The sequence below is a fragment of the Streptomyces sp. BYX5S genome, from assembly GCF_054724165.1.
Map to the genome: position 1 here is coordinate 6,855,005 of NZ_CM138829.1, position 16,827 is coordinate 6,871,831.

17 protein-coding genes are annotated in these 16,827 nt (G+C 70.6%); 7 read left to right on the plus strand and 10 right to left on the minus strand.

The window, feature by feature from the left end; genetic code table 11:
• Positions 1–34: 34 nt before the first annotated feature.
• Positions 35–427 carry an SCO5389 family protein gene (locus tag ACYBSK_RS30820; protein ID WP_457480517.1) on the minus strand — a complete coding sequence of 131 codons (393 nt, stop codon included), beginning with the start codon at positions 425–427 and terminating at the stop codon, positions 35–37.
• 298 nt (positions 428–725) lie between these two features.
• On the opposite strand from ACYBSK_RS30820, the gene nucS reads away from it, so the two are divergent.
• A complete protein-coding gene (nucS, locus tag ACYBSK_RS30825) occupies positions 726–1,397 on the plus strand; it encodes an endonuclease NucS (protein ID WP_457480518.1) in 672 nt (223 codons plus the stop codon).
• 84 nt (positions 1,398–1,481) lie between these two features.
• Here nucS and ACYBSK_RS30830 read toward each other — a convergent pair whose 3' ends face one another.
• The 4 genes from ACYBSK_RS30830 to ACYBSK_RS30845 all read right to left on the minus strand — a co-directional run bounded on the left by ACYBSK_RS30830 (position 1,482) and on the right by ACYBSK_RS30845 (position 6,499).
• The gene (locus ACYBSK_RS30830) at positions 1,482–3,935 is read right to left on the minus strand and encodes an ATP-binding protein (RefSeq protein WP_460244077.1); all 2,454 of its coding nucleotides are present in this window, start codon (positions 3,933–3,935) and stop codon (positions 1,482–1,484) included.
• Positions 3,936–4,306: 371 nt separating this feature from the next.
• On the minus strand, positions 4,307–4,630 hold the full coding sequence (locus ACYBSK_RS30835) for an STAS domain-containing protein (RefSeq protein ID WP_457480520.1): 324 nt from the start codon (positions 4,628–4,630) through the stop codon (positions 4,307–4,309).
• A gap of 206 nt (positions 4,631–4,836) precedes the next feature.
• Complete coding sequence (locus ACYBSK_RS30840; RefSeq protein ID WP_457480521.1) at positions 4,837–5,688, minus strand: 3-hydroxyacyl-CoA dehydrogenase family protein; 852 nt, start codon at positions 5,686–5,688, stop codon at positions 4,837–4,839.
• 172 nt (positions 5,689–5,860) lie between these two features.
• Entirely contained in the window at positions 5,861–6,499 is a 639-nt protein-coding gene (locus ACYBSK_RS30845; RefSeq protein WP_457480522.1) for a TetR/AcrR family transcriptional regulator, read from the minus strand.
• An 81-nt stretch (positions 6,500–6,580) separates the two neighbouring features.
• On the opposite strand from ACYBSK_RS30845, the gene ACYBSK_RS30850 reads away from it, so the two are divergent.
• Genes ACYBSK_RS30850 through ACYBSK_RS30860 form a run of 3 tightly spaced genes read left to right on the plus strand, consistent with a single transcriptional unit; the run spans position 6,581 to position 8,710 of the window.
• Complete coding sequence (locus tag ACYBSK_RS30850) at positions 6,581–7,363, plus strand: ABC transporter ATP-binding protein (protein WP_460244078.1); 783 nt, start codon at positions 6,581–6,583, stop codon at positions 7,361–7,363.
• A 5-nt stretch (positions 7,364–7,368) separates the two neighbouring features.
• The gene (locus tag ACYBSK_RS30855) at positions 7,369–8,124 is read left to right on the plus strand and encodes an ABC transporter permease (protein ID WP_457481912.1); all 756 of its coding nucleotides are present in this window, start codon (positions 7,369–7,371) and stop codon (positions 8,122–8,124) included.
• 13 nt (positions 8,125–8,137) lie between these two features.
• Complete coding sequence (locus ACYBSK_RS30860) at positions 8,138–8,710, plus strand: cob(I)yrinic acid a,c-diamide adenosyltransferase (RefSeq protein ID WP_460244079.1); 573 nt, start codon at positions 8,138–8,140, stop codon at positions 8,708–8,710.
• Here the strand turns inward: ACYBSK_RS30860 and ACYBSK_RS30865 are convergent.
• Entirely contained in the window at positions 8,707–9,270 is a 564-nt protein-coding gene (locus ACYBSK_RS30865) for a hypothetical protein (protein WP_457480525.1), read from the minus strand. The genes ACYBSK_RS30860 and ACYBSK_RS30865 overlap by 4 nt on opposite strands.
• A gap of 171 nt (positions 9,271–9,441) precedes the next feature.
• On the opposite strand from ACYBSK_RS30865, the gene ACYBSK_RS30870 reads away from it, so the two are divergent.
• From ACYBSK_RS30870 to ACYBSK_RS30880, 3 genes are all read left to right on the plus strand, one after another.
• Positions 9,442–10,614 (plus strand): sensor histidine kinase, encoded by a 1,173-nt coding sequence (locus ACYBSK_RS30870; RefSeq protein WP_460244080.1) that lies wholly within the window; start codon positions 9,442–9,444, stop codon positions 10,612–10,614.
• Entirely contained in the window at positions 10,611–11,258 is a 648-nt protein-coding gene (locus ACYBSK_RS30875; RefSeq protein WP_457480527.1) for a response regulator, read from the plus strand. The genes ACYBSK_RS30870 and ACYBSK_RS30875 overlap by 4 nt, the downstream gene beginning before the upstream one ends.
• A 139-nt stretch (positions 11,259–11,397) precedes the next feature.
• Entirely contained in the window at positions 11,398–13,260 is a 1,863-nt protein-coding gene (locus tag ACYBSK_RS30880; protein WP_457480528.1) for a glycosyl hydrolase family 18 protein, read from the plus strand.
• A 101-nt stretch (positions 13,261–13,361) separates the two neighbouring features.
• On the opposite strand, the gene ACYBSK_RS30885 is transcribed toward ACYBSK_RS30880, so the two are convergent.
• The 4 genes from ACYBSK_RS30885 to ACYBSK_RS30900 all read right to left on the minus strand — a co-directional run bounded on the left by ACYBSK_RS30885 (position 13,362) and on the right by ACYBSK_RS30900 (position 16,815).
• Positions 13,362–13,817: a DUF2550 domain-containing protein gene (locus ACYBSK_RS30885; protein WP_457480529.1), complete on the minus strand. Its 456-nt coding sequence runs from the start codon at positions 13,815–13,817 to the stop codon at positions 13,362–13,364.
• 133 nt (positions 13,818–13,950) lie between these two features.
• Positions 13,951–14,325, minus strand: a complete 375-nt coding sequence (locus ACYBSK_RS30890; protein WP_457480530.1) for a F0F1 ATP synthase subunit epsilon — start codon at positions 14,323–14,325, stop codon at positions 13,951–13,953.
• 115 nt (positions 14,326–14,440) lie between these two features.
• The gene (atpD, locus tag ACYBSK_RS30895) at positions 14,441–15,889 is read right to left on the minus strand and encodes a F0F1 ATP synthase subunit beta (protein ID WP_457480531.1); all 1,449 of its coding nucleotides are present in this window, start codon (positions 15,887–15,889) and stop codon (positions 14,441–14,443) included.
• Positions 15,889–16,815, minus strand: coding sequence for a F0F1 ATP synthase subunit gamma (locus tag ACYBSK_RS30900; protein ID WP_460244081.1), 927 nt, complete (start codon positions 16,813–16,815; stop codon positions 15,889–15,891). Before ACYBSK_RS30900 ends, atpD begins: the two co-directional genes overlap by 1 nt.
• Positions 16,816–16,827: the final 12 nt, after the last annotated feature.

A 16,827-nucleotide genomic window follows, 5' to 3' on the forward strand; every position in this document is an offset into this window, starting at 1 on the left:
GGGACGGCAGGCAAGGCTGTCACGCCCTCAGCACTCAGCAGTCACGCAGCTCCGGTGACTGGTTGAGCAGCTGGTTGCGAGCCGAGGTGAAGCGGGCGAGCGTCTCGTCCACCGACGGGTCCTGCGGAAACACCGCGACCCGGTGGCAGTTCTGGAACGCGAGGCGGACACCGAAGTGCCTCTGCAGCGCTCCACGTATCGCGTCACTCGCGAGCGCACGCAGAAGCTGTCCACGTGCCTGCTCGTCCGGGGGCGGCGTCTGGTTGTCGGCGAAGTCTCCGCCGTCGACCTTCAGCTGGGCCACCAGGGAGCTGATCATCTCCCACGCGTATGGCAGGGAGGTCCGGACGCAGTCGACGAAGTCCTTTTCGTCAACCTCGCCTCGCTCGGCCTGATCCAACAGTGCCGGTGAGACGTCGAGCGACATGGGTTCTCCTCTCGCACCCCCGGGGAGCGGGGGCTGACGGACAGGGCAGAGGGCCTCGGCGCGCATGATCCCGTGGAACACGGAGCGTGCACGCGCCGCGACCTCCTGTCTTCTACGGTAGGGAACGTGTCCGAACGGCAACAGGGCGTAGGGGGATTCGTTCGTACACAACCGGCCAATGCCGAACGCGTGCTTACTGGAATTAAAGGGGCGCCGCCTCGGGGCTCAGGTGGAGCGGTGACGGGAGGCGAGAGGGAGAAGTGCGTCCACCGGTGTGTGTCGAGTAGCGTTGCCGACCATGCGTCTCGTCATCGCCCGTTGCTCCGTGGACTACGCGGGCCGGCTCACCGCCCATCTTCCGTCGGCCCCTCGCCTCATCCTCGTGAAGGCGGACGGCAGCGTCTCGATCCACGCGGACGACCGCGCCTACAAGCCCCTCAACTGGATGTCGCCGCCGTGCACCTTGAAGGAGGGCAGCGGGGAGGACGAGGGCACGTGGACCGTCATCAACAAGGCGGGCGAGAAGCTCATCATCACGATGGAGGAGATCCTCCACGACTCCTCGCACGAGCTCGGGGTGGACCCCGGGCTCATCAAGGACGGCGTCGAGGCGCACCTCCAGGAGCTGCTCGCCGACCGTATCGACACGCTCGGCGAGGGCTACACGCTCATTCGCCGCGAGTACATGACGGCGATCGGGCCGGTCGACATCCTGTGCCGGGATGCCGAGGGGCAGACGGTGGCCGTGGAGATCAAGCGGCGGGGTGAGATCGACGGGGTCGAGCAACTCACACGGTATCTGGAGCTGTTGAACCGGGATCCGCATCTGGCGCCCGTGCGGGGGGTGTTCGCGGCTCAGGAGATCAAGCCGCAGGCGCGGGTGCTCGCCACGGATCGGGGGATCGGGTGCGCCGTGCTGGACTATGACGCCATGCGGGGCATCGAGGACGACAAGCTGCGGCTCTTCTGAGGCCGCGGAGCCCCGTGGCCGACGCCTCGGGGCTCCGCCCCGGACCCCGCTCCTCACACGCCGGAGGCGCTTGAGGAGCAGAGGTCAGGCGGTCGACGTGGTGGTCGCCGTCGTGGTGGACGGGGTCGTCGTGATCGGGCCGCTGGCCGAGTCCGAGGTGTCGGGGGTCTCCGGCGGCGTCGTCGGCGGCGTGGTCGACGGGGACGGCGGCGGGCTGGAGGTCGGCGGCTTCGTCGGCGTCGGGGTCGGTGTCTTCGACGGGGACTTGGTCGGCGACTTGGACGGGGACTTCGAGGGCGACTTGCTCGGGGACTTCGTCGGGTCGTCCGGGGTCGTGGAGCCGCTCGCGTCGTCCGAGGGCTCGTCCGTGGCGCCGCTCGACGGGGTCGGGTCGTCCGACGTGTTCGGAATGCCGTCCGCGCCCGGGTCCGTCGGCGCCGTGCTCGACTTGTCGTCGTCCGCCGCCTCGTCGGCGCCCAGCTCCCCGCCGTTCTCCCCCGCCGTCGCCGACGGGTTCGTGTTGACCTTGTTCGACGGCTCGTCGTCGTTGCCCGACGTGGCGCCGAGCGTGACGACCGTACCGAGCACCGCCGCGAGCAGCGCGCCCGCACCGGCCGCCACCAGATTGCGCCGGGCGCCGCCGGTCACCGACTTGCGGGTGGGCGGCTTGTTGCCGAGCACCGTCGGGGCGGGCCCCGGGGAGGCCTGCCGGGCCACCAGCGTCTCGGACTGGCCCGGCGTCTGGGGCGGCAGCCCGAACGCGGCGACACCGCCGGGCGGCGACGCCGACTCCTCGTACATCGCGTCCGGCACTTCCTCCCCGGCCGTCGCGCCGCCGGAGCGGTCGGTGACCAGGGCGAGGGCCCGGCGCCCCGCGATCGTGCCGCGCTTGTCGGCGACGGCGCCGCGCAGCGCGATGGAGGCCTCCAGCTCCACGCGGGCCCGGTCGAGCTGCCCGCCGAGGAGCGCGAAGACGCCCAACTCGTGGTGGAAGTACGCCTCTTCCGACACGTCTCCCGTGGCGCGCGCCGCTTCGAGGCCGGCCCGCAGGGTCCGCTCCCACGCGGTCCAGGCGAACCCGGCGGCGAAGGCGGGCGCGGCCGCGCGGGCCAGCTCCACGGACACGTCCTGCGCCGTCGTCGCCGCGAGGGCGGCGAGCACCGCGTCGGACTCGGCGGCCACCCGCTCGGGGCCCACCGACGGGTGGGCGGCCCACCAGGCGTAGTGCTGGGCGGCGGTGCTGCCGCGGGCGGCGGTGTCGGTGCCGTAGCCCGCGGCCTCCAGCTGCTGGCGTACCCCGGCCGCGAGGCGGTAGCGGCCGCCGACGGGCGTGACGAGTGCGCAGGAGACGAGTTCGGCGAGGGCCGCGTCGGCGTGCGTGTTCCCGATGAGGGCCGGCAGATGCGCCTGGTGCGGGATCTCGCCGCCGAGGGCGACCGCGAACTCCAGGGTGGCGCGGGCCGACCCGCTGAGCCGGGACGCGAGCAGCGCGGCGGGCGCCGCGGCCTCGGCGAGCGCGGGCAGCGGTACGTCGTGTCCGTCGGCGGTGTCGAAGGGCGCGTCGACGGGGGCCGCGCCGGGGCCCTCGTAGTAGCCGAACGCGTCGAAGGCCTCCGGGTCGACGCGCAGCTGGTCGCGCTGGCGCAGCAGGGCGCCGGCCTGGACGAAGCGGAGCGGCAGGCCCTCGGACTCGAACCAGAGGTCGGCGGCCCACTGGGCCTCCTCGTCGGTGAGCACCCGGCCGACGGCCCGCTCCAGGAGCTCCTGTCCGCCGCCGCGGCCGAGCCCGGCGAGGAAGACCTCCTCGGCGTGCGATGCGGCGGACGGCGCCGGCACGTCGGGCGTCGCGGCCAGCAGGAAGGCGCACTCGGGCGTCGCTTCGAGGAGTTCGTCGAGCGCGGCGCCGCCGAACTCCAGGTCGTCCAGGATCACGACGGCGCCGACCTCGTGGACGAGTTCGAGCAGCAGGGCGCGGTCGGGCCGGTGCAGCGGCGCGTCGTGGACCGCGGCGAACAGGTCGTACAGCAGGTCCTCTACGGAGCGCCGGTGGCCGCAGAGCCGGACGACGCCGTCGGGCGCGATGTCGGCGCAGTCCTCGGTTATCCGGTCCAGCAGCGCCGTGCGCCCCGAGCCGGAGGGCCCGGTGAGCCGTACGGAGCGGCCGCGCGCCAGCAGCCGTACCAGCCGCTCGCGCTCCTCCTGGCGCTCCAGGAGCGGCAGTTGGGGCTGTGCGGGCCCCGGGGGCAGCGGCGGGCGGGCGGCGCGGGCGTGGGCCGCGCGCTCCGTGGCGTCGTACTTGGCCGGCCGGTCCGGGCGCTCGCCGGGCGGGCAGGGTTCGATCTCGCTGCCGTCGACGGGATTGACGGTCAGCAGGTAGTCGCCGGAGACCACTTGTACGGCCCTGGCGAGGGCGGGCAACGGCTGACCGAAGTCGGGCGTCAGCGGGTCGCGCGGCGGGCGCTGGCGCGGCCCGCTGTCCGCCGTCTGGTCGTGCCGGTCCTGGCTGGAATCTTCCGGTCCCCGGTTCATCGGGTCCATGGTCAAAGCCCCCCAAAAGCGTCGTGTGCCGCTTGCCCCTCCCGGCCTGTGCACACTGCGCTGTCGCTTCTGGTCCGGTGCCCGCGCCTCGGGTTCGTCTTTTGTGGCGGGCGACCGAACCTTAGACCTTCGTTCAGTATCTACGAAGCCGGGAGGTACCGCGCCGCCCGAGACGTCACAGTCTCGTGAGGATTGCGGGCGGTTCCCGCCGGAATGAGTGATTCACACCTTGCGGGGTCATACCTTCCGGTTCGGAGGTATGCATTCCCGTTCGGAGGCGCGACGTCCGGTGGTGACGCGTGAGTTCCGGTCGGGACGCGCGGCTTCCGGTCGGGACGCGCGGTCTCCGGTCCGGCCGCGCGATCGTTGCGTCAGACGCGCGGCAGGGACTCGAGGCCGATGCCGCCCTCGATGGCCAGGATCCGGTGCAGCCGGGTGGCGACGAGGAGGCGCTGCATCTGGGGCGGCACACGGCGCAGTACGAGCCGGCGCCCGCAGCGTCCCGCGCGCCGGTGGGCGCCCATGATGACGCCGAGGCCCGTCGCGTCCCAGGAGTCGAGTTCGGACAGGTCGAGCACCAGATCGCCGATTCCGTCGTCGACGGCGGTGTGCAGGACCGTACGGGCGTCCGCCGCGCTGCGGACGTCGAGGCGGCCCCCGACGACCAGCTCGGCGTGGTCGCCCCTGATGTACATATGCGCTCCCCGTGGGAAATACAGAAGTGCTCGGCGTGGTCGGGAGTACGGCGGCCCGGTACTGAGCCGCTACTCAGCTGTTCATGTGATCCGGGTGATCTATGTATGTCACTGCAACTGACGTGCCGCGGGGGCCGAAAGTTGCCGTCTGTAAGCGAACCGATACCGAATTCACCCCGAGGGGTGACATGGCATCAGGTGTGCGGTCAGCCGTGCTCGTAGAAGCCCTGCCCGCTCTTGCGTCCGATGTCACCGGCGTCCACCATCCGGCGCATCAGCTCCGGAGGCGCGAACTTCTCGTCCTGCGACTCGGTGTAGATGTTCTCGGTCGCGTGCAGCAGGATGTCGACGCCGGTCAGGTCGGCGGTGGCCAGCGGCCCCATCGCGTGACCGAAGCCCAGCTTGCAGGCGACGTCGATGTCCTCGGCGGTGGCGACCCCCGACTCGTAGAGCTTCGCGGCCTCGACGACGAGGGCGGAGATGAGACGGGTCGTCACGAACCCGGCCACGTCCCGGTTGACCACGATGCAGGTCTTGCCGACGGACTCGGCGAACTCCCGCGCGGTGGCGAGGGTTTCGTCGCTCGTCTTGTAGCCGCGCACCAGCTCGCACAGCTGCATCATCGGCACCGGCGAGAAGAAGTGCGCGCCGACGACCCGCTCCGGACGCCCGGTCACCGCCGCGATCTTGGTGATCGGGATGGCCGAGGTGTTCGAGGCGAGCACGGTGTCGTCCCGCACGATCTTGTCGAGCGCGCGGAAGATCTCGTGCTTCACTTCGAGCTTCTCGAACACGGCCTCGACGACGATGTCCGCGTCGGCGGCCGCGTCGAGGTCGGTGGTCGGGGTGATGCGGCCGAGCGCGGCCTCGGCGTCGGCGGCGTCGAGCCTGCCCTTGCCGACGAACTTCTCGTACGAGGCCTTGATCCCGTCGGTGCCGCGCGTGAGCGCTTCGTCGGTGACGTCCCGCAGTACGACGTCCCAGCCCGCCTGGGCGGAGACCTGCGCGATGCCCGACCCCATGAGGCCGGCTCCGATGACCGCGAGCTTCCTTGCCACGTACGTGTCCCCTAACCGCGCGTCCCGCGCGCCCGCACAAATCGCTGTTTACGTTGCTCTTCGGCGGACACTAGCGCCCGACAGCGGCCGTGTGACCGCTAAGAGATGCGCGTCACGTCTCGAATGACGGACATCACACCGGCACGGCGCATTGATCGATCATCCGTGCCCATCAGGCGTCCCGTACGGCGTAGTTGAGCACCTTGGCGCTCAGAAGTTCCTCGATCTCGTCGAGCACGTCGAGCATCTCCCGGGACACCTCGGCGGGGGCGCCGCCCGCGACCATGCGGCGCCCGATGCTGCCCATGACGGTCTGGTGGACCCAGTCGATCTGACCCGCGACCAGGTCCGGCAGCAGGTCGTCCTCTTGGGCGCCGGTCTCCTCGCGCAGTGTCTCCACGAGGTTGTCGCGGACCTCCTGCTGGATCGCCCACAGCCGGGAGCGCAGGGCGGGCGCCGCCTGCACCACGCGCATGAAGTCGCTGTAGCCGTCCATCAGGCCGACGCGCGGTGAGACCGACTCGACCTCCGCGCGCAGCTCACGCAGCACGGCGACGGCCGCGGACTCCCCCACGTCGCGGGCCCGCACCCACCGCGACATGCGGTCGACGACCCCCTTGGAACGGTCGAGGAACAGGTCCTCCTTGGCCGGGAAGTAGTTGTAGACGGTGTTCACGGAGACGTTCGCCGCGTCGGCGATCTCCGCGACGGTCACCGCGTCGAAGCCGCGCTCCAGGAACAGGCCCGTCGCCACGTCCGAGATGTACTGCCTGGTCTGCCGCTTCTTCCGCTCCCTGAGCCCTTCAGCCATGGATCGAGTCTACGGCTTCCTGGCCTCGCTGAAATTTTGGGGGCATTGCAAAATTTCAGTGACTCTGTTTTTCTGGCTCGCATGGCAGTCATCAGCACGTCCGGACTCACCCGGACCTTCCAGACCAAACAGGGGCCGGTGGAAGCGGTCCGCGGCATCGACCTGCGCGTCGAGCCGGGCGAGATCCTCGGCCTCCTCGGTCCGAACGGCGCCGGCAAGACCACGACCCTGCGCATGCTCACCACCCTGCTCGCGCCCAGCGGCGGCGCGGCCACCGTCGCCGGTCACGACCTCGTGGGGGACCCGGCGGGTGTGCGGCGCGCGGTCGGCTACGTCGCGCAGTCCGGCGGCGTGGATCCGACCGTCTCCGTACGCGAGGAGCTGGTCACGCAGGGCCGCCTGTACCGCCTGACGAAGCCGCGAGCGGCGGCGCGGGCCGATGAGCTGGCGGCCGAGCTCGGCCTCGCCGGCCTGATGGAGCGCAGGACCGCCGCGCTCTCCGGCGGGCAGCGGCGCCGCCTCGACATCGCGATGGGGCTCGTGCACCGACCCGAGGTGCTCTTCCTCGACGAGCCGACGACCGGGCTCGACCCGGGCAGCCGCGCCGACCTGTGGGACCTGGTGCGGCGGCTGCGCGCCGAGTTCGGTACGACCGTCTTCCTCACCACGCACTACCTCGACGAGGCGGACGCACTCGCGGACCGGATCGTCGTGGTGGACAAGGGCGTCGTGGCCGCCGAGGGCACGCCGGACGCGCTCAAGCTGCGGTACGGCGGGGCGGCCGACGCGAGCCTCCAGGACACCTTCCTGGCGATCACCGGGCGCGGACCGGCGCCGGTGGACACGGCCCCGGTGGCGGTGTGAGCGACATGAGAACCCTCGCCTCCGACACCGCGATCATCTTCGGCCGCTACGCCCGCCAGACCCTCTCCTCCCGTTTCCAGATGCTCTTCGGCATCCTGATGCCGCTGCTGTACCTGCTGCTGTTCGGCCCGCTCCTCACCGGCCTCCCGCTCGCCTCCGCGGGCAGCTCATGGCAGGTCCTGGTACCGGGGCTGCTGCTCCAACTCGCCCTGTTCGGTGCGGCGTTCTGCGGTTTCGGCATCATCATGGAGAAGCACCACGGGGTGGTGGAGCGGATGCAGGTCACACCCGTGAGCCGGCTCGCGCTGCTGCTCGGCCGCGTCCTGCGGGACACCGCGCTGTTCCTCCTCCAGGCCGTACTGCTCGTGCTCGTGGCGCTGGCGATGGGCCTGCGGGCGCCACTCGCGGGCATCCTCGTCGGCTTCGCCTTCGTGGCGCTCCTGACGCTCTCCCTGGCCTCCCTCTCGTACGCGCTCGCCTTCCGGGCCCGGACGCCGCAGGAGTTCGGACCCGTCATCAACGCGGTCACGATGCCGTCGATGCTGCTGTCCGGCCTGATGCTGCCGATGGCGCTCGCGCCGGGGTGGCTGGACGGCCTCTCGCACGTGATGCCGCTGCGCTACCTCGTGGACGCGATGCGGGACGCGTACGTCGGTCACTACGCGACGGCGAACATGCTCTACGGAGTGCTGGTCGCGCTCGCCTTCGCGGCGCTCGCCGTGACGGTCGGCACACGCGGCTTCCGGGCGGCCGTGGCGTAACTAGGCTGGTCGCATGGTCAATCTGACGCGTATCTACACCCGTACCGGAGACAAGGGCAGCACCGCCCTCGGTGACATGAGCCGTACCGCCAAGACCGATCTGCGGATCTCGGCGTACGCGGACGCCAACGAGGCCAACGCCGTCATCGGCACGGCGATCGCCCTCGGCGGCCTCGACGAGGAGGTGGTGAAGGTGCTCGTGCGCGTGCAGAACGATCTGTTCGACGTGGGCGCCGACCTGTCCACGCCCGTCGTCGAGAACCCGGAGTTCCCGCCGCTGCGCGTCGAGCAGTTCTACGTCGACAAGCTGGAGGCGGACTGCGACCACTTCAACGAGCAGTTGGAGAAGCTGCGGTCGTTCATCCTGCCGGGCGGCACCGCGGGCGCCGCGCTGCTGCACCAGGCATGCACGGTCGTACGGCGCGCGGAGCGGTCGACGTGGGCCGCGATGGAGGTGCACGGCGAGACGATGAACCCGCTCACCGCGACGTACCTGAACCGCCTCTCCGACCTCCTGTTCATCCTGGCGCGGATCGCGAACAAGGAGGTCGGGGACGTGCTGTGGGTGCCGGGCGGCGAGCGCTAGCCCACCCGCTCCCGCTCCGGCAGCTCCGCCGGTGCCTTCTTCGGCCAGATCGCGTACGACAGGGCGATCAGGCCGTGGATGCCCGCCGCGCGCCAGGCGACCCACGTCCAGCTCTGGAGCGAGCCGGTGCGGCCGGGGTCGTCGACGTACCACATGGCGAGCAGCAGCAGGCCGCTCGCGACGGCGGCGGCCGTCACCGAGCCGAGCCAGACCCGGCCCTCGTGGCGGGCGCGCGCCATGCCGTAGCGGGGCGGCTTCGGCGGGGGCGGGCCGCCGCCGATGCGGTGCGCGGCGTGCCCGTCGAGCCACTTCACGGTGCGGTGGCCGTGGCCGACGGTGTAGCCGATGTAGAGCGCGGCCAGGCCGTGCTTCCAGCTGGGGTCCGCGCCGTTCTTGAGGTCGACGGCGGTGGCGACGAGGAGGACGACCTCCAAGAGCGGTTCGAGCAGCAGCAGCGCGAGGCCCGCCCGGCGCATGCCCAGGGCGTAACGGACGAATAGACCCGCGGCCAGCAGCACCCAGAAGCCGATCTCGCAGACGACGATCAGCGTGACGATCACGGTGGGCTCCTCTCGGTTTCCCCTTCCCCGCTTCCAGCCTCCCTGCCGGACGGGCCGTGATCGTCGTCGTGCATGACGAAGTGGGACTGCATCCTTCGATGTAGTGGCGCCGCCGCCCCGCTCGTCCCCCGGCACCATGCCCGGACCGGGCCGTACGTGTTGGATGGGGGCATGCACCGCGCACTCCCCCGCCCGCACCGCGACGACGTCCTGATCGCCGCCGTGGGGCTGCTCGGCGGTCTCGTGCTGTGGGGGATCGGGCTGGGCATGAACACGGGGCGGCTGTTCGACGGCGCGTGGCTGCTCGTCCCGCTCGTCGTCATGGCGGCCCTGGAACTGCTGCGCCGCACCCGGCCGCGGTTCGCCCTGCTCGCCGGGACGGGCGCCCTGGTCCTCGACCAGTGCACCCAGGGCAGCCTGGCCACGCTGCTGATGTTCACGGACCTCGTGTACGCCGCCGCGCTGTACGGCACGCCCGGCACGGCCCGCCGCCTCCCGGTGATCACAGGCCTGCTCACGGCCGTCACCACGCTCGGCCTGCTGGCCTGGTGGCAGGAGCCCGAGGCGGTGCTGGTCGGCGTGGCCGCCGGAGTCGTCTCGTTCGGGCCCGCGGCGACCGGCGTGCTGATGCGGGGCCACCGGGACAAGGCGGCGGCCGAGCGGCTGCGCGCCGAACAGACGGCGCTGCTCGCCGAGATGGACCGGGCGCAGGCCGTGACGGCGGAGCGCGCGCGGATGGCCCGCGAGCTGCACGACATGGTGGCGAACCATCTGTCGGCGATCGCGATCCACTCCACGGCCGCGCTCTCCCTCGACGACCCGGACACGACGCGTACGGCGCTGCGGACGATCCGCGAGAACAGCGTCGACGGCCTCGCCGAGATGCGCCGCCTCATCGGCATCCTGCGGGACGCGGGCGAGGGCACCGAACCGGCCGCCGCGCCCACCCTGGCGGGCCTCGCCGCGCTGGTCGAGCAGTCCCGCGCGAACGGCCTCGACATCGAACTCGCCGTGTCCGGCGCCGTCACCGGCCTGCCCGCGCCGATCGACCTGGCCGCGTACCGCATCGTGCAGGAGTCGCTCACGAACGCGCTCAAGCACGCGGGGCCCGGCCGCGTCACGGTGGCCGTCGACCGCACGGACGGATGCGTCGAGGTGCGGATCGACAGCCCGCGCGGGGAGCGGGGCGACGGGCCGCGCGCGCCGGGGTCCGGGGCCGGGCTCGTCGGGATGCGGGAGCGGGCGGCGCTGCTCGGCGGCACGTTCGAGGCGGGGCCCGGCGCCCCGGACGGCACGGTCTGGCGGGTGCGCGCCCGCCTCCCCCTGGAAGGAGTCACCGAGTGATCCGCGTACTCGTCGCCGAGGACCAGTCCGCCGTACGGGCCGGGCTCGTGCTCATCCTGAACAGCGCGGCCGACATCGAGGTCGTGGGCGAGGCGGAGGACGGCGAGCGGGCGCTGGAGCTGGCCCGGGAGGTGCGGCCCGACCTGGTCCTGATGGACGTGCAGATGCCGCGTCTCGACGGGGTGTCGGCCACGCGCGCGGTCGTCGAGGAGGGGCTGGCCGACGTGCTGGTCCTGACCACCTTCGACCTCGACGCGTACGTGTTCGGGGCACTGCGCGCGGGGGCGGCCGGGTTCCTGCTGAAGAACACCGACGCCCAGGACCTGCTGTCGGCCGTCCGGGCGGTGGCACGGGGCGAGGGCCTGATCGCGCCCGCGGTCACCCGCCGCCTGATCGCCGAGTTCGCCCGGCCCTCCGGCGCCGAACCGGTCGCTCCTCCACCGGAGTTGGAGACGCTCACGCGTCGCGAGCGGGAGGTGCTCGACCGCCTCGGCGAGGGCCTGTCCAACGCGGAGATCGCGGGCCGGCTCGACATGGCCGAGGCCACGGTGAAAACCCATGTCAGCCGCCTGCTCGGCAAGTTGAATCTGCGCAGCCGGGTGCAGGCCGCGGTGCTGGCGCGCGAAGTTGGCCGAAAGCCGTGATTGGTTTAGACCTTGACCGCTGGTCCAGACCTTTCTATTCTCGCCGCACTGCGGTGAGCACACCCCCCACTTCCGGTGCTCATGGGCGTCGCAGGGTTCCACCCCCATCACGGACCCCGGACCACCCGAGGAGCACCGAATGCACTCAACCGACGTACCCCGAAGAAGACTTCGGCACAGAGCGACCGCGGCACTCGCGACGCTCACACTGCCCGCCGCCGCACTCGTCGGCCTCGCCACCCCCTCCCACGCCGCCGCCGAGGCCACCGCCGTCACCGCCACGTACGCCAAGACCCAGGACTGGGGCAGCGGCTTCGAGGGCAAGTGGACGATCAAGAACTCCGGTACCACGTCGGTCAGTTCGTGGACCGTCGAGTGGGACTTCCCCTCCGGCACCAAGGTGACCTCGGCCTGGGACGCGAGCGTCACCAACTCCGCCGACCACTGGACCGCCAAGAACCTCTCCTGGAACGGGACGCTCGCCCCCGGCGCCTCGGTCTCCTTCGGCTTCAACGGCTCCGGCTCCGGCGCCCCCACCGGCTGCAAGCTCAACGGCGCCTCCTGCGACGGCGGCGACGTCCCCGGCGACGCGGCACCCTCAGCGCCCGGCACCCCGACCGCCTCCGGCATCACCGACACCTCGGCCAAGCTGACCTGGTCCGCCGCCACCGACGACAAGGGCGTCAAGAACTACGACGTGCTGCGCGACGGGGCCAAGGTCGCCACGGTGACCGGCACGTCGTACACCGACACCGGGCTGAAGGCCGGCACGGACTACTCGTACACGGTCCAGGCCCGCGACACCGCCGACCAGACGGGCCCGGTGTCCGGTTCGGTCAAGGTGCGCACCACCGGGGGCGGCACGGACCCGGGTGAGCCGGGCACCGGCGGCAAGGTGAACCTCGGCTACTTCACGAACTGGGGCGTCTACGGCCGCCAGTACTACCCCAAGAACCTGGAGACGTCGGGCTCGGCGTCGAAGATCACGCACATCAACTACGCCTTCGGCAACGTCCAGGGCGGCAAGTGCACGATGGGCGACGCCTACGCCGACACGGACATGGCCTACACGGCCGCCAACTCCGTCTCCGGCCAGGCCGACACCTGGGACCAGCCGCTGCGCGGCGCCTTCAACCAGCTGCGCCAGCTGAAGGCCAAGCACCCGAACATCAAGATCCTCTGGTCGTTCGGCGGCTGGACCTGGTCCGGCGGCTTCGGTGAGGCCGCCAAGAACCCGGCCGCGTTCGCCGACTCCTGCTACAAGCTGGTCGAGGACCCGCGCTGGGCCGATGTCTTCGACGGCATCGACATCGACTGGGAGTACCCCAACGCGTGCGGTCTGACGTGCGACACGTCGGGTCAGGACGCCCTGAAGAAGCTGTCGACGGCGCTGCGCTCCAAGTTCGGTTCGCAGAACCTCGTGACGGCGGCGATCACCGCCGACGCCTCGGCGGGCGGCAAGATCGAGAAGAACGACTACGCGGGCGCCGGCCAGTCCTTCGACTGGTACAACGTCATGACCTACGACTTCTTCGGCGCGTGGGCGGCCAAGGGCCCGACCGCCCCGCACTCCCCGCTCACCTCGTACTCCGGCATCCCGCAGCAGGGCTTCACCTCGGCCGACGCGATCGCCAAGCTGAAGGCGCAGGGCGTCCCGGCGTCCAAGCTGCTGCTCGGCATCGGCTTCTACGGCCGCGGCTGGACCGGCGTCACGCAGAAGGAGCCGGGCGGTACGGCGACGGGCCCGGCGGCCGGCACGTACGAGCAGGGCATCGAGGACTACAAGGTCCTCAAGACCAAGTGTCCGGCGAACGGCACGGTGGCCGGGACGGCGTACGCGCACTGCGGGTCCGACTGGTGGTCGTACGACACGCCCGCGACGATCGCCTCGAAGATGGCGTGGGCCAAGTCCCAGAACCTGGGCGGCGCGTTCTTCTGGGAGTTCTCGGGTGACACCGCCAACGGCGAACTGGTCACGGCCATCAACTCCGGCCTGAAGTAACCCCCGAACGAAGCCGGGCCCACGGGAACGCCCCCCGTGCGCCCGGCTTCTCCATGTGATGCGGAGTCCGTCCGGCGATTGAGGACGTCTTTGCAGGGGGGCTACGCCACGTTGACCCGCTGGCCGGGAGGCGCCGCCTCCAGCCACGCCAGGAAACCGGTGAGCGCGTCGTCGCTCATGGCGAGCTCAAGACGCGTACCGCGATGCGTGCACGCGAGCACCACCGCATCGGAGAGAAGCGCCAGCTCCTCCTCCCCCTCGGGCGCCCGCCGCCCGGTCACCTCGATCGCCGCCCGCTCAAGGATCCGCTTGGGCCGCGGCGCGTACGAGAACACCCGGAACCACTCCACCCGGTCCCCGTTGTAGCGGGCGATGCCGTACCCCCACCCCTTGCCGGAGGTGTCCACCGCATCCGGCGCCGGCGCGTCCCACCGCAACGAACAGTCGAACGTACCGCCCGACCGCTGAATGAGCCGCCGCCGCACCCCGAAGGCGACCAACCCCACCACCACGAGTACGACGACCGCGACTACGCACAGCACGAGAACGAGGACCATCTTCACCGACCTCCTCGCTTCTCGACCGATAACGGAACAGCAAAACAGTTGTAGATCGCCTCAGCCGCGACCCGGTCCGGAGATTATCTCCGGCCTGGGCCGCGGCTGAGGTACGTCACTGGGCTCGCTGGATTCAGCGCGCCGCCACCGCACGCAGTCGGACGTCGGCACGACGCTCGGCCGAGGCGTCCGCCTCGCCCTTCGCGCGCTCCAGCGCCCGCTCCGCCCGCTGGACGTCGATCTCGTCCGAAAGCTCGGCGATCTCGGCCAGCAGGGACAGCTTGTTGTCGGCGAACGAGATGAAACCGCCGTGGACAGCCGCCACGATCGTGCCACCGTCCGTCGTGCGGATCGTCACGGGCCCCGACTCCAGCACACCGAGCAGCGGCTGGTGACCGGGCATGACGCCGATGTCGCCGGACGTGGTACGCGCGACGACCAGGGTGGCCTCGCCGGACCAGACACTGCGGTCCGCGGCGACGAGCTCGACGTGCAGCTCAGCAGCCAAGGTGGGCTCCTCGGGTCACCACCCGGCGGCACTCGCTGCCGGGTGTCGGTTCAAAGTCTAGTGGGCGTGGTGGGAGGGCCGGGACATACCCCCGGCCCTCCCTGAGCTACGGGGCTCAGGAGACGCCGAGCTCCTTGGCGTTGGCCTTGAGGTCCTCAATGCCACCGCACAGGAAGAACGCCTGCTCCGGGAAGTGGTCGTACTCGCCGTCGATGATCGCGTTGAACGCGGTGATCGACTCGTCCAGCGGAACGTCCGAACCGTCGACGCCGGTGAACTGCTTGGCGACGTGGGTGTTCTGCGACAGGAAGCGCTCCACACGACGGGCGCGGTGGACGGTGAGCTTGTCCTCCTCGCCGAGCTCGTCGATACCGAGGATCGCGATGATGTCCTGAAGGTCCTTGTACTTCTGAAGGACGTTCTTGACGCGCATCGCGGTGTTGTAGTGGTCCGCCGCGATGTACCGCGGGTCGAGGATGCGGGACGTCGAGTCCAGCGGGTCCACGGCCGGGTAGATGCCCTTCTCGGAGATCGGACGGGAAAGCACCGTCGTCGCGTCGAGGTGGGCGAAGGTGGTCGCCGGGGCCGGGTCGGTCAGGTCGTCCGCGGGCACGTAAATGGCCTGCATGGACGTGATCGAGTGACCACGCGTCGAGGTGATGCGCTCCTGGAGGAGGCCCATCTCGTCGGCGAGGTTCGGCTGGTAACCCACCGCGGACGGCATGCGGCCGAGCAGCGTGGAGACCTCGGAACCGGCCTGCGTGAAGCGGAAGATGTTGTCGATGAAGAACAGCACGTCCTGCTTCTGCACATCGCGGAAGTACTCCGCCATGGTCAGACCCGCGAGGGCCACGCGCAGACGGGTGCCCGGCGGCTCGTCCATCTGACCGAAGACCAGCGCGGTCTTGTCGATGACGCCCGAGTCGGCCATTTCCTCGATGAGGTCGTTGCCCTCACGGGTGCGCTCACCGACACCGGCGAACACGGAGACACCGTCGTGGTTGTTGGCGACGCGGTAGATCATCTCCTGGATGAGCACCGTCTTGCCGACGCCGGCACCGCCGAAGAGGCCGATCTTTCCACCCTTGACGTACGGGGTGAGAAGGTCGACGACCTTGATGCCGGTCTCGAACATCTCGGTCTTCGACTCGAGCTCGTCGAAGTTCGGAGCCTTGCGGTGGATGCCCCAGCGCTCGCCCGTGTACTGCTCGTCGACGTTCAGGACCTCGCCGAGGGTGTTGAAGACCTTGCCCTTGGTGAAGTCGCCGACCGGCACGGTGATGGAGTTGCCGGTGTCGGTCACCGGGGCCTGGCGGACCAGACCGTCGGTGGGCTGCATGGAGATCGCGCGGACCAGGCCGTCACCGAGGTGCTGCGCGACCTCGAGCGTCAGGGTCTTCTTCGCGCCGTCCTGCGCCGGGTCGTTGACCTCGACGTGCAGGGCGTTGTAGATGTCCGGCATCGCGTCGACGGGGAACTCCACGTCGACGACCGGGCCGATGACCCGCGCGACGCGGCCAGTGGCCACGCCAGCAGGAGCGGTCGGCTCAACAGTGGTGGTCATTACTTGTCACTCCCCGCGGTCGCGTCGGCCAGGGCGCTGGCGCCACCGACGATCTCGCTGATTTCCTGGGTGATTTCGGCCTGGCGGGCCGCGTTGGCAAGACGGGAGAGGTTGTTGATCAGCTCTCCCGCGTTGTCGGTGGCCGACTTCATCGCGCGGCGCGTGGCGGCGTGCTTTGAGGCAGCCGACTGGAGCATCGCGTTGTAGATACGGCTTTCGACGTAGCGCGGCAGCAGGGCGTCGAGGACGTCCTCCGCCGACGGCTCGAAGTCGTACAGCGGAAGGATCTCGTCGCCCTTGCCGGACGCCTTGGACTCCTCCGCCACCTCTTCGAGGCTGAGCGGCAGCAGCCGACCGTCGACGGCCGTCTGCGTCATCATCGAGACGAACTCGGTGTAGACGATGTGGAGCTCGTCCACGCCGCCCTCCGCCGTCTCCTTCTCGATGGCCTCGATCAGCGGCGCCGCGACCTTCTTGGCGTCCGCGTACGTGGGCTCGTCGGTGAAGCCCGACCACGACTCCACGACCTTGCGCTCGCGGAAGTTGTAGTGGGCCAGACCACGGCGGCCGACGATGTACGTGTCGACCTCCTTGCCGTCGGCCCGCAGCTCGTCCGTGAGCGCCTCGGCTGCCTTGATCGCGTTGGCGTTGAAGGCGCCGGCCAGACCGCGGTCACTGGTGAGCAGGAGAACCGCGGAGCGGGTCGCCGTCTCGGCCTCGGTCGTCAGCGGGTGCTTGGTGTTCGACCCCGTCCCCACCGCCGTGACCGCGCGCGTGAGCTCGGTCGCGTAGGGCGTGGAGGCCGCCACCTTGCGCTGCGCCTTGACGACGCGCGAGGCGGCGATCATCTCCATCGCCTTGGTGATCTTCTTGGTCGCGGTGACGGATCGGATGCGACGCTTGTAGACCCGGAGCTGGGCTCCCATGAGTCAGGTCCC